This is a genomic window from Pararhodobacter sp., from assembly GCF_036802785.1.
In the GTDB taxonomy this organism is placed as follows: Bacteria; Pseudomonadota; Alphaproteobacteria; order Rhodobacterales; family Rhodobacteraceae; genus Pararhodobacter.
Genome location: NZ_DAIRVN010000054.1, coordinates 21,221 through 33,756 on the forward strand (window position 1 = coordinate 21,221; position 12,536 = coordinate 33,756).

Here is a 12,536-nt window from a genome sequence, read left to right on the forward strand (position 1 = left end):
GGTTCGCCCAGCTCGACTCATGGGCCCTGTCCACCCGGACTGGGCCCTTTTTCTATGTGTTCGCGATCAGCCGTCTGCCATTCTTTTCACCTCCTGCTACCCCCGCAGTTTGACTCGGATTCGTCGAAACGCCGAGTCGCTGAATCGAGTTCTCCACAGAGAATGTCTCCGCGGCGAGCCGGATCGGCTTCCCATCGAACACAAGATAGATTCGCAAATTGTTGTTTTCGTTGCGAATATTGTCAGAGGAACCTCGCCAACCCGCTATCATTGACCTCGCCACATACTCTGGGCGAAAGGTCCGTCTAAAACTTGGGAGCCCATGGTGTCGCCAGAAAAAGCCTGTCGAGTGACCTGGCGCCGGAACATGCCACTCCGAATTGACCAAATGCCGTCACGCCCGATCACGCGCTTGGCCATGCGCGACGGGGGCGTGTGCTGGAATGCAGCGCGCGTGCAGACCGGCCCTCGCTTACGCTGAGCCCTCCTTTTCTCAGCGCCGGCGATCCCGAACCCGGCGCGGCCATCGCCGACGTCGACGATCCGGCCCGCAGCTGAGCGCGCTCGGCCAAGCCTGTGGCCCCAGCCGCCCTAGCGAAGGCACAGCGCTGCCCTGTGCGCGATGGGCGGATATTCGTTTCGCGTCAGGAGATCGACCAGGCAGTCATAGAGCGAGCGAGCCTCGTCCACTCTGAATATATGTGTGAAGCGGCTCTTGCAGAACTCTGCGATCTTACGTGGTGTGAGAGCATAAGCTGTTGATTTCATTTTCCGACTTTCGATTTCTGGGGTGGCCAAAATATCGAAATGTTCGGACAGCGGGGAGGGTTAGTCGGCTTGAAGAATGTTGGAGGGTGCGCTGACGGTCTTCCCCACCATGCAAGGATCATACCGATCTCGTCGTCAAGCTTGCCGAATTGCCTGGCATCTTCCGGGCGCGCTGCAACGAGATCGAGGCCCGCGCTATGCAATCTCAGCCGCAACAGCTCACCTCGACCTTTCCAGCTTCACTTGCGCACAGGTGGACGGGTCAACTTAGAGGAAAAAGCGTTTCATCCCCCGATTGACCAAATACGTTCTCGCGGTGCCACCGGAGGTTCTCGGGGTGCGGCGCATCTCGCGGGTTCAAGGGCCGAACCAGCTTCCCATCCCGCGCCAGCAGTCTCGTCACCGCCTCGCCAGGGACTTTGTTGTGAGAGACGAGGATCGTTTCACAATCCTCAGCCACGGAGATCAGCCCGCGGTCGAACATCCAATGCAAGGTTCCTGACAGAGCGAGGCCGTTGCGCACCGAATCGCTGCCACGGTTCTCTACGGGGCGGATATGCGCCGCTTGCACCTCCGGTCGTCCGCCGCCATTGCGCAGCATCAGGCCCGAAATCGCACAGCGATAACCGTAAGCCTCGCGCACCTTTCGACGGAAGGCAATGTCTCGGTAAGGACGGCGGGTAAGGCGCTCAAGTACCGGTCGTGCAAAGGGCTCCGCTCCGTCACGCAGCCCGGGCACCTGTAAATCATAGCGCGTTGCCTCCATCTGCTCTAAATCCTGCGGCAAACCGCTCTCCACGATACGGGCGAAATCAGCCTCGGACAGCCAGCGCACCGCAAGTCGAACGACAGGAAGCTGCCTGCCTCAATGATCGCCAGGAAACGCCCTTCAGTACCAGGTTTCGGAATCACTCGCTCGATCTTTGCCACCGCGAAATAGCCACGAGGCCCGGCCTTCACCGGCTCATAATAGATGATCCAGTCGCCAACTGCCTCAGTGATCGCCCTGAGACAGGAGCGCGGAAAGTCATACACTACGTCCGGCTCATCCTCGTAGATCGAGTCGGCCTTGTGGAGGAGGACAAGCTTAACCATCGGCCCAAGAAACCTGTAAGGCGACAGGATACAAGGGTTTTGGGTGTTTCCAACCGCCCCTTATCGCACTGATCCTCCGAAGACCCGTGGACAAGAAACCGATACACGGCCCAGGGCCCACCGAGGTGCCCGTGGAGGGCCGTCAGTGCACGATAGGGCTGGCCAGCAACATTGAGCTGCCAGAGTGGGAACCTGACGCCAGTTCCCGCCCCGTCGGGGCTGAGAAGCTGACCTCTCCGGCGTTTCGCGTGCATGGTCGCGCGGCTTGTGCCGAGCTCATGCGCGAGGGCACCGGCACTCACCATGTCATCCGCACCCAGGATATGGGCTGCAAGGAGAACCCCCCGCTGACGCGCGACGGTCAGTGCCGCCACCAGTTCAGCATCTGGAGCCACAACTTCCTCCGTCAATGGCTCTTCCGAGCACGCGGCGGGGCCGACGCGAGTCACGCTCGTCTCGCTTAATTGCAGGGGTGCGGAATCAGGCCTGCTCCGTCTCACACGTCTGATCCAGTTAGTCAGGTGAGCGAGGCGCAGATCGCCCTCAGCAGTCAGTAAAGTGCCCCGAAGCCCTTATTTCGTGGGGCTTAGGGGCTTTTCAGGTCTGCGTCACTCAGGTCACTCAACTCGCCCGGGAGAAACTTTGCCCCCAAACCGGGACAAATATGCCCGATTTGGGAGCAACCTTGCCCGGAGCGACAATGGGCAGGGTAATCAGCTACACCCGCTCGTGCCGCCGCAGGTGTTGCACTTCATGCAGGTGCCGTTGCGCACCAGCGTGTAGTTGCCGCATTCGCCGCAGGGGTCGCCCTCGTAGCCCTGCATCCGGGCCTTGGTGCGCGGGTCAAAGGTGGCCACGCTCAGGGCTTCGGTCGAGGTTTCAGAGCGCAGGGCCACAGCCACCGCGCCGCCTGCCGCCAGTGCCGTCGCATCCAGCGACCGCGTGGTGGTGGCGCCGCCTTGCAGCACCACCAGTTCCTGCGGCAGGCGCTTGCGCAGATAGCCGGTGGAGCTGATCTGGCGCAGCACTTCCAGCCCGCGTGACGCGGCATCGTCGGTCAGGGTCGAGACATTCGACTTGCCCTCGCTCTCACCGCCGCCAAGGTCGTCAAAGGATGCGCCCAGCGGTTTGACATGGGCCAGATCGGTGCGGTCCAGATAGCTGACGGCCAGTTCGCGGAAGATGTAATCCAGGATCGAGGTGGCGTTCTTGATGCTGTCATTGCCCTGCACCATGCCCGCCGGCTCGAACTTGGTGAAGGTAAAGGCGTCGACAAATTCCTCCAGCGGCACCCCGTATTGCAGGCCGACCGACACGGCGATGGCGAAGTTGTTCATCATCGCCCGGAAGCCAGCACCTTCCTTGTGCATGTCGATGAAGATCTCGCCCAGCTTGCCGTCCTGATACTCGCCGGTGCGCAGGTAAACCTTGTGCCCGCCGACGACCGCCTTCTGGGTATAGCCCTTGCGGCGCTCAGGCAGTTTCTCGCGGTGGCGGCGGATCACTTCCTTGATGATGATCTTCTCGACAATCTTCTCGGCCAGCACGGCGGCCTTTTCCTGATTGCTGCCGGAAGCCATGATCTCCTCGGCCTCCTCATCATCCTCGATCAGCGCCCCGGCCAGTGGCTGGCTGAGCTTGGAGCCGTCACGGTACAGCGCATTGGCCTTGATCCCCAGCGACCAGCTCAGCTCATAGGCGGCCAGCGTCTCTTCGATGGTGGCGACATTGGGCATGTTGATGGTCTTGGAAATAGCGCCCGAGATGAAGCTTTGCGCGGCGGCCATCATGCGGATGTGGCTTTCAACCGACAGGAAGCGCGTGCCCTTCTTGCCGCAGGGATTGGCGCAATCGAAGACCGAAAGATGCTCGGCCTTCAGATGCGGCGCGCCTTCCAGCGTCATAGTGCCGCAGACATGGTCATTGGCAGCCTCGATCTGCGCTTTGGAAAAGCCCAGATGGCGCAGCAGGTCAAAGCCCGCGTCGTTCAGCTTGTCGGCGGGAATGCCCAGTGTCTCGCGGCAGAAGGCCTCGCCCAGCGTCCACTGATTAAAGACAAAGCGGATGTCAAAGGCCGAGGGCAGCGCGGCCTCGATCTTGGCGATCTCGGCGGCGCCGAAACCATGGCCGATCAGCGCGGTGTGGTTGACAGCAGGGCAGTTGCCAAGGCTGGCGTGGCCCACGGCATAGGCCGTGATCTCGCCGATCTGGGCCTCGGCATAGCCCAGTTTGCGCAGGGCGTCGGGCACCGACTGGTTGATGATCTTGAAATAGCCGCCGCCCGCCAGTTTCTTGAATTTCACCAGCGCGAAATCCGGCTCAATCCCGGTGGTGTCGCAATCCATCACCAGCCCGATGGTGCCGGTGGGGGCGATCACGGTGGCCTTGCGCGTTGCGGTAGCCATGCGCCTCGCCCAGCGCCAGTGCCTCATCCCAGGCGGCGCGGGCCAGCTCTACCAGCCGGGCATCGGGGCAATGCGTGGCATCCAGCGCGACGGGGGTAACATTGACGGTCTCATAATCACCCAGCCCATGGGCGGCACGGCGATGGTTGCGGATCACGCGCAGCATGTGCTCGCGATTCTTGGCAAAGCCCGGGAACGCGCCCAGCCCCGCCGCCATTTCAGCCGATGTGGCATAGGAAACACCGGTCATCAGCGCGGTCAGCGCACCACAGAGCGCACGGCCCTCAAGGCTGTCATAGCCCAGCCCCATGTTCATCAGCAGGCCGCCGATATTGGCATAGCCCAGCCCCAAAGTGCGGAACTCATAGCTGCGCTGCGCGATTTCCTTGGAGGGGAACTGCGCCATCATCACGCTGATCTCCAGCGTGATGGTCCACAGCCGGGTGGCGTGGATATAGGCCTCGGCATCAAACGCGCCGTCGGTGTAGAATTTGAGCAGGTTCATCGAGGCCAGATTGCAGGCCGTATCATCGAGGAACATGTATTCCGAGCAGGGGTTTGAGCCGCGGATCGCCCCGTCGGCCGGGCAGGTATGCCAGGCATTGACCGTATCATGAAACTGGATGCCGGGATCGGCGCAGGCCCAGGCGGCGTGGCCCACCTGATCCCAGAGGTCACGCGCCTTGACGGTCTTGGCGACCTTGCCATCAGTGCGGCGCAGCAGCTCCCAGTCGCCGTCTTCCTTTACGGCTTTCAGGAAGGCGTCGGTCACGCGCACCGAATTGTTGGAATTCTGCCCCGAGACCGAGACATAGGCCTCCGAATCCCAGTCGGTGTCATAGGTGGGAAACTCGATCGAGGTGTAGCCCTGACGCGCATATTGCAGAATGCGGTTGGTGTAGGTGTCAGGGATCATCGCCTTCTTGGCCGAGCGGATCGCGGCTTTCAGGGCCGGGTTCTTGGCCGGGTCAACCGCATCCTCGCTGTCGCTTTCGAACTCGCGGATCGCGGTGAAAATCTCGTTGAGGCGCAGCTCATGCGCCTTGGAACCGGCAACGAGGCTGGCAACCTTCTGCTCCTCGATGACCTTCCAGTTGATGAATTGCTCGATATCGGGGTGATCCATGTCGCAGATCACCATCTTGGCCGCCCGCCGCGTGGTGCCGCCGGACTTGATGGCGCCGGCTGCCCTGTCGCCGATCTTCAGGAAACCCATCAAGCCCGACGACTTGCCACCGCCCGACAGCTTCTCGCCCTCTCCGCGGAGCGATGAAAAGTTGGTCCCGGTGCCTGAGCCGTATTTGAACAGCCGCGCCTCACGCACCCAAAGGTCCATGATGCCGCCCTCATTCACCAGATCATCGCTGACTGACTGGATGAAACAGGCATGCGGCTGGGGGTGCTCATAGCTGGATTTCGATTTCACCAGCTTGTGGGTGAACGGGTCGACATAGAAATGCCCCTGGCTGGGGCCGTCGATTCCATAGGCCCAGTGCAGGCCGGTGTTGAACCATTGCGGGCTGTTGGGCGCGGCCATCTGCGCGGCCAGCATGAAGCGCATTTCGTCGAAATAGGCGCGCGCATCCGCCTCGGTGGTGAAGTAGCCGCCCTTCCAGCCCCAATAGGCCCAGGCACCGGCCAGCCGGTCAAACACCTGCCGCGCCGAAGTCTCGCCACCGAATCGCTCCGATTCGGGCAGCGCGGCCAGCGCCGCCTCATCGGGAACCGAGCGCCAGAGGAACGCAGGCACGCCCTTTTCCGACACTTTCTTCAGCCGCGCAGGGACACCGGCCTTGCGGAAATATTTCTGCGCGATCACATCCGACGCAACCTGGCTCCAGCCCTGCGGCACTTCAACCTGGTCGTTGCGGAACACTACTGTGCCGTCGGGGTTGCGGATTTCCGACACCACCGTGGTGAAGGCCAGGGCTGCATACGCGTCCTTGCCGTCCGTGGTGAATCTGCGCTCGATATTCATCTGCCTGTCCCTTTTTTATCCAACCCGGCGCCGACACCGCCCGAAAACCAGTCCCACGCCGCGCCCGTTCCTGCGCAGCGACGCCCACGCCGTTTTCACGCAATGGGTTCCTTGGGGTTCTTGGTTGTCCGGAGCCAAACGCCGACTAGATGTTGTGTCCGCGCCGCCGACCAACACAAACTGACGCAAAACGGGGGCAGGCGTCAACGGATTTTTTAGACCTTCATGACAGATTTTGCGCTTGACCCCCGCCACAACCCATAATTGTTGAGCCGGGGCCGCATTGCCACGTTGCAAGACTGTCACATGCGTTGCGCGGCCAGAACGCCGAACAGGCCGCGTGTCCTGCCCCGTGACCTGATGGCCTGCTGCGCAGACGCCTTTTTGTTCAGAAGGGGGGCGCTGCCCCCGCCCGTCCATCTGCGATGGACGGACTCCCCCGGGATATTTCTGAACAGGTGAAGCAGGGGAGCAGCGCCTCCTTTCATCTTGCCGGAAATACGCGGGGGTGAATGGGCCGCAGGCCCAGAGGGGGCAATGCCCACTGATGCCGCGTGGCGCAGCCGCGCGGCCAAACGGGATGAGGGTTGCGGCGCAGCCGTGATGCGAAGACGGGCGGGAGCGCCCCGGCCCGCCCCCCTCAGAAAGCAGAAAAGGGGGGCGTTACCCCCCTTCCCCGTCGCTCCATCCGGCCACTGCCTCAGTCGAAGGCGGCGTCGGTGACAGCGTGGGTCCATGCCCCTTCGGGTGCGCGCGAGATGACCGGGTCCGAGCCGCCGCCCAGCAGCGTGGCAACCGTGCGTTCATAGGCCTCGACATCCAGCACGCCGTTCGAGCCTTCGGTCAGCATGGCAACCTCGCTCACCATGCGGATCTGGTGCTCTTCGGTCTGCGCGCCGGTTTCGTCATAGTCGAGCACGATCATTGCCGCGTCTTCGGGGTTCTCGGCGGCCCATTCCCAGCCGCGCATCGAGGCACGCACGAACCGTGCCATACGCTCTACAAATTCCGGGTCTTCCAGCCGGTCCTCCAGCACATAGAGCCCGTCTTCCAGCGTCGCCACGCCCTGATCTTCATATTTGAAGGTGATCAGCTGGTCCTCGCTGATGCCCGCGTCGATGACCTGCCAGTATTCGTTATAGGTCATCGTCGAGATGCAATCGGCCTGCCGCTGCAGCAGCGGATCGACATTGAAGCCCTGACGCAGCACCTCCACCCCGTCAGCGCCGCCTTCCGTCGGAATGCCCAGCGTCGCCATCCAGCTCAGGAACGGGTATTCGTTGCCGAAGAACCACACCCCCAGCGTGCGGCCCGGGAAGTCTTCCGGCCCCGTCACGCCGCTTTCGGCAAGGCAGGTCAGCATCATGCCCGAACGCACGAAGGGCTGGGCAATGTTGACCAGCGCCAGGCCCTGTTCGCGCGCCGCCAGCGCGGCGGGCATCCATTCGACGATGACATCGGCGCTGCCCCCCGCGATCACCTGCGGCGGTGCGATATCCGGGCCGCCGGGGCGGATGGTGACATTGAGCCCCTCTTCCTCATAAAAGCCGTTCTCAAGCGCCACATAATAGCCCGCGAACTGGCCCTGGGTGACCCATTTCAGTTGCAGGGTCACATCGTCGAGCGCGAAGGCCGATCCCGCGCTCAGCGCGAAGGCTGCCGTCAGCCCGGTCAGTCTGGTTTTCATCATCACTTTTACCTCCATGTTGTCCGGCCAGTGCGTGGCATCACGCGGGCCGGTGATTATCTGCCGCGTTGCGATGGGTGCCAGAAGGTCACCCGCCGCTCCAGCAGAGCCCAGAGCCCATAGAACGCCGATCCCACCAGCGCCGCTACGGCTATTTCTGCCCAGACCATGTCAAGCTGCAAGCGCCCGACCTCGGTCGATATCCGGAAACCCAAGCCCCGCGTGGGTGAGCCGAAGAATTCGGCCACGATTGCCCCGATCAGCGCCAGTGTTGCCGAAATCTTCAGCCCGTTGAAAATGAACGGCATCGCGGCGGGGAGGCGCAGGGCGATCAGTGCCTGCGCCCAGCTGGCCGACCATGTGCGCATCTGGTCGCGCTGCATGGCGTCCGTCGCGGCAAGGCCCTGCACCGTGTTGACCAGCATCGGAAAGAACACCATCGCCACCACCACCGCCGCCTTGGACGGCCAGTCGAAGCCGAACCACATCACCATGATCGGCGCGGTGCCGATGATCGGCAGCGCCGCCAAGAAATTGCCGACCGGCAGAAGCCCGCGGCGCAGGAAGATGTAGCGGTCGACCACCAGCGCGAAGAGCAGCGCCGCCCCCACGCCGATGGCAAAGCCCGAGAGGGCGCCCTTGACGAAGGTCTGCACGAAATCGACCCAGAGCACATCGGTCGAGGCCGCGATGCGCGCGCCGATAGCCGAGGGCGGCGGCAGGATAACGCGCGGCACGCCAAGGGCGCGCACCACCACCTCCCAGAACCAGATCAGCGTCAGGCCAAAGACAACCGGCGCCAGCAGCGCCTGCATCCGCCCGGCAGGCCCGCGAGGGTGCGGAGGGCGCAGATCGGCCAGGCGCGCCACCAGCATCCAGCCCCCCAGCCAGACCGCCGCCACGGCGGCCCAGAAGGCCGCGCCCTCGGCCCCGGTCTGGCGGAAGGCAAGGCCGATGGCGGCAATCACGAGGCCATTCCAGAGGACCAGCAGCAGCAGCGCGTACAGCCCGCGCCGGAGGCGCTTTGCGCGGCCCTTGTCCATTGTCAGCGACACCAGCGCCGCCAACGCGAGCGCAAGCATCACCGGAATGCCCGGCTGCGCCGCGCCCCCCGTCAGGCCCAGCCCCACCGCCGCCAGCGTGGCGAGCAGAAAGCCCAGCCGCTGCCAGCCGCCCGCTGTCTGCACCCGCGCGCTCATGCTGCCATCCCCATCCGCTTCAGCGTGACGCGCTGAATCGCGCCGATCACGCCCACCAGCACCGCCGCAAGAATCGCCGCCGCGAAGAGCGCGGACCAGATCTGCACGGTCTGCCCGTAATAGCTGCCCGAAAGCAGCCGCACGCCCAGCCCGCCCTGCTGCACCGGCAGTTCACCGACGATGGTGCCGACCAGCGCCGCCGCGATCCCCACCTTGAGGGAGGCGAACAGATAGGGCATCGACGAAGGCAGCCGCAGCCGCAGGAAGACCGCAGGCCCCGGCGCGGACCATGTCTTCATCAGGTCAAGCTGCATCGCATCGGGTGCGCGCAGGCCCTTGACCATGCCCACGACGACCGGAAAGAAGCTGAGATAGGCCGCGATCACCGCCTTGGGCACCATGCCCGATATGCCCACCGAATTGAGAACCACGATGATCATCGGCGCCAGCGCGATGATCGGAATGGTCTGGCTGGCAATCGCCCAGGGCATCACGCTGGCATCCATTGCCCGGTTATAGACGATCCCCACCGCCAGCAGGATACCCAGCCCGGTGCCGATGGCAAAACCCAGCATAGTCGCCGAAAAGGTGATCCAGCCATGATAGACAAGGCTGCGGTTCGACAGGGTGCCGGTGTTCCACCAGCCGCGCCGCCCGGTCATTTCTTCCACCCAGGTGGAATTCCACAGCTCGACCGCCACCTGATGCGGGGCAGGAAGGCGCGGGCGGTCCTGCGCCATGGTGCGGCTGACAAGCTCGGAGAAGGTGATTTGGGTGCCCGCGCGGGCAGCCTGATCGCGCTCCCACTGCGCATTCATCGGCACCACGGCCAGATACCAGCCGATCAGCAGCGCCAGCGTGACGCTCAGGACGGGCAGGATGTTTCTCATCGGCTTTTCCCCGGTACCTGCGCCCGTGGCACCTGCGGGAGGGGGGCGCTGCCCCCCGTCGGCTGGCGCCGCCTCCCCCCGGCGTATTTGGGGCAAGATGAACGGGCGATGGGTGTTGCCGGCTCAGTCATCGACATGCCCCGCCCTCAGCCCTTCGCGCACGCGGTGGGCGATCTCGATGAATTCGCGCGAGTCGCGGATATCCAGCGGGCGTTCACGCGGCAGGGTGCTGTCGATGATATCGGTGATCCGCCCGGGGCGCGGCGACATGACCACGATCCTGGTGGACAGATAGACCGCTTCTGGGATCGAATGGGTGACGAAGCCGATGGTCTTTTCGGTGCGCGCCCAGAGCTTCAGCAACTCCTCATTCAGCCGGTCGCGCACGATTTCATCGAGCGCGCCGAAGGGTTCGTCCATCAGGAGGATATCGGCGTCAAAGGCCAGCGCGCGGGCGATGGAGGCGCGCTGCTGCATGCCGCCGGAAAGCTGCCAGGGGAATTTCTTCTCGAAACCCTTCAGCTCTACCAGCTCCAGCACCCGCGCCACGCGCTGGCGCTGATCTTCGCGCGTGTATCCCATAATCTCCAGCGGCAGCCGCACATTGCCCTCGATGGTGCGCCACGGGTACAGCCCCGCCGCCTGAAACACATAGCCATAGGCGCGCGCTCGCCGCGCCTCTTCGGGCGACATGCCGTTGACGGTGAGCGTGCCCGATGAAGGCTGCTCCAGATCGGCGATGACGCGCAGCAGGGTGGTCTTGCCGCAGCCCGAGGGGCCGATGAAGCTGACGAATTCGCCCTTGCCGATGGTCAGGTTCACATCCCTGAGGGCATGAACCGGGCCGTCATTGGTCTGAAAGGTGAGGTTGAGGTTTTTGGCCTCGATCACCGGAGAGGACGCGCTTTCCTGCATCACACCCCCGTCGCGGGAACGCCGCTGCGGTTGACCGGGCGCGGGGCGGTCAGGTCTTTCCACTGGCTCAGCGCGCGGTTCACCGCCGGGCGGGCCTCGCGGGCGACGAACTGGCCATGACCCTCCTGCCCCCGCATCTCGCCGTCATGGACCGCGACACGCCCGCGCGTCAGGGTGAAGCGCGGCAGGCCCTTGACCTTCTTGCCCTCGAACACGTTGTAGTCGATGGCCGATTGCTGGCCCGTGGCGCTGATGGTCTTCTCCTTCAACGGGTCCCAGACCACGAGGTCGGCATCGGCGCCCACCATCACCGCGCCCTTTTTCGGATAGCAGTTCAGGATCTTGGCGATATTGGTCGAGGTCAGGGCCACGAATTCATTGGGCGTCAGCCGCCCGGTATTCACCCCATGCGTCCAGAGCATGGGCAGCCGGTCTTCCAGCCCGCCGGTGCCGTTGGGGATTTTCGAGAAATCCCCCAGCCCGAAGCGCTTCTGCTCGGTGGTGAAGGCGCAATGATCGGTGGCAACGACCGACAGCGAGCCCGACTGCAGACCGGCCCAGAGGCTCGCCTGATGCTCCTTGTTGCGGAACGGGGGCGACATGACGCGGCGGGCGGCGTGGTCCCAGTCGGCGTGGAAATACTCACCCTCATCCAGCGTCAGATGCTGGATCAGCGGCTCGCCAAAGACGCGTTTGCCCTGTTGGCGGGCGCGGCGGATGGCCTCGTGGCTGTCCTCACAGGAAACATGGACCACATAGAGCGGCACACCGGCCATATCGGCAATCATGATCGCGCGGTTGGTCGCCTCGCCCTCCACCTGCGGGGGGCGGGAATAGGCGTGGCCCTCGGGGCCGCTGTTACCCTCGGCCAGCAGCTTCGCGGTCAGGTCCGCCACCACATCGCCATTCTCGGCATGAACCATCGCCAGCCCGCCCAGATCGCCGATCCGGCGGAACGAGGCGAACAGCTCATCGTCATTCACCATCAGCGCGCCCTTGTAGGCCATGAAGTGCTTGAAACTGGTCATCCCCGCCTTGACCGCATCCTCCATCCCGCGCCAGACTTCCTCACCCCACCAGGTGATGGCCATGTGATAGCTGTAATCGCAATGCGCGCGGGTGGATTTGTTGTGCCACATCTTGGCGGCATCCATCAGGCCCTGACCCTGCCCGGGCAGGACGAAATCCACCACCATCGTGGTGCCACCGGCCAGCGCGGCGCGGGTGCCGGATTCGAAATCATCGGCGCTGTAGGTGCCCATGAAAGGCATCTCCAGATGGGTATGCGGATCAATGCCGCCGGGCATGACATAGCAGCCGGTGGCGTCCAGTTCGGTATCGCCCTTCAGGTTGGGGCCAATCTCGGTGATCGAACCGTTCCCGATGCGGATATCGGCCTGATACGTCAGGTCATGGGTGACGATGGTGCCGTTTCTGATGACGGTGTCGGGCATTGGGGGGCTCCCTCGTTATGAAGCGCTGGCAGGGTTGGGTCCGGTGACTGGCAGAAAACGTTGCAAAGGGCCGGTTCTTTCCCGTGTCAACGCGCGCTGTTCATGGGCGGCGTGGGGGGTCTTGGGGGGCGCAAAGCCCCCCAAG

At 63.6% G+C, this 12,536-nt stretch carries 8 protein-coding genes; all 8 read right to left on the reverse strand.

Translation table 11 applies throughout. The annotated features are described in order from the left end of the window. Nucleotides 1-1,030 precede the first annotated feature (1,030 nt). Nucleotides 1,031-1,603 (reverse strand): HNH endonuclease, encoded by a 573-nt coding sequence (locus tag V7Q53_RS16475; protein ID WP_333829785.1) that lies wholly within the window; start codon nt 1,601-1,603, stop codon nt 1,031-1,033. Between the two features lie 973 nt (nt 1,604-2,576). Continuing rightward, nucleotides 2,577-4,268: a TSCPD domain-containing protein gene (locus tag V7Q53_RS23425; RefSeq protein ID WP_442954442.1), complete on the reverse strand. Its 1,692-nt coding sequence runs from the start codon at nt 4,266-4,268 to the stop codon at nt 2,577-2,579. Beyond that, on the reverse strand, nt 4,183-6,246 hold the full coding sequence (locus V7Q53_RS23430; RefSeq protein WP_442954443.1) for a hypothetical protein: 2,064 nt from the start codon (nt 6,244-6,246) through the stop codon (nt 4,183-4,185). Before V7Q53_RS23430 ends, V7Q53_RS23425 begins: the two co-directional genes overlap by 86 nt. 700 nt (nt 6,247-6,946) lie before the next feature. Next, the gene (locus V7Q53_RS16485; RefSeq protein ID WP_333829791.1) at nt 6,947-7,933 is read right to left on the reverse strand and encodes an ABC transporter substrate-binding protein; all 987 of its coding nucleotides are present in this window, start codon (nt 7,931-7,933) and stop codon (nt 6,947-6,949) included. Between the two features lie 56 nt (nt 7,934-7,989). After that, entirely contained in the window at nt 7,990-8,808 is an 819-nt protein-coding gene (locus V7Q53_RS16490) for an ABC transporter permease (protein WP_333829792.1), read from the reverse strand. Nucleotides 8,809-9,128: 320 nt separating this feature from the next. Continuing rightward, nucleotides 9,129-10,022, reverse strand: coding sequence for an ABC transporter permease (locus tag V7Q53_RS16495; RefSeq protein ID WP_333829786.1), 894 nt, complete (start codon nt 10,020-10,022; stop codon nt 9,129-9,131). Nucleotides 10,023-10,145: 123 nt separating this feature from the next. Beyond that, nucleotides 10,146-10,937 carry an ABC transporter ATP-binding protein gene (locus V7Q53_RS16500; RefSeq protein WP_333829787.1) on the reverse strand — a complete coding sequence of 264 codons (792 nt, stop codon included), beginning with the start codon at nt 10,935-10,937 and terminating at the stop codon, nt 10,146-10,148. Beyond that, nucleotides 10,937-12,391: a dihydropyrimidinase gene (gene hydA, locus V7Q53_RS16505; protein WP_333829788.1), complete on the reverse strand. Its 1,455-nt coding sequence runs from the start codon at nt 12,389-12,391 to the stop codon at nt 10,937-10,939. Before hydA ends, V7Q53_RS16500 begins: the two co-directional genes overlap by 1 nt. Between the last annotated feature and the right edge of the window lie 145 nt (nt 12,392-12,536).

What these genes read in the sequence shown, in the direction of transcription:
- V7Q53_RS23425 (WP_442954442.1), bottom strand. Translation starts at nt 4,268, where the DNA reads ATGGCTACCGCAACGCGCAAGGCCACCGTGATCGCCCCCACCGGCACC.
- V7Q53_RS23430 (WP_442954443.1), bottom strand. Translation starts at nt 6,246, where the DNA reads ATGAATATCGAGCGCAGATTCACCACGGACGGCAAGGACGCGTATGCA.
- V7Q53_RS16485 (WP_333829791.1), bottom strand. Translation starts at nt 7,933, where the DNA reads ATGAAAACCAGACTGACCGGGCTGACGGCAGCCTTCGCGCTGAGCGCG.
- V7Q53_RS16490 (WP_333829792.1), bottom strand. Translation starts at nt 8,808, where the DNA reads ATGCTGGTGGCGCGCCTGGCCGATCTGCGCCCTCCGCACCCTCGCGGG.
- V7Q53_RS16495 (WP_333829786.1), bottom strand. Translation starts at nt 10,022, where the DNA reads ATGAGAAACATCCTGCCCGTCCTGAGCGTCACGCTGGCGCTGCTGATC.
- V7Q53_RS16500 (WP_333829787.1), bottom strand. Translation starts at nt 10,937, where the DNA reads ATGCAGGAAAGCGCGTCCTCTCCGGTGATCGAGGCCAAAAACCTCAAC.
- hydA (WP_333829788.1), bottom strand. Translation starts at nt 12,391, where the DNA reads ATGCCCGACACCGTCATCAGAAACGGCACCATCGTCACCCATGACCTG.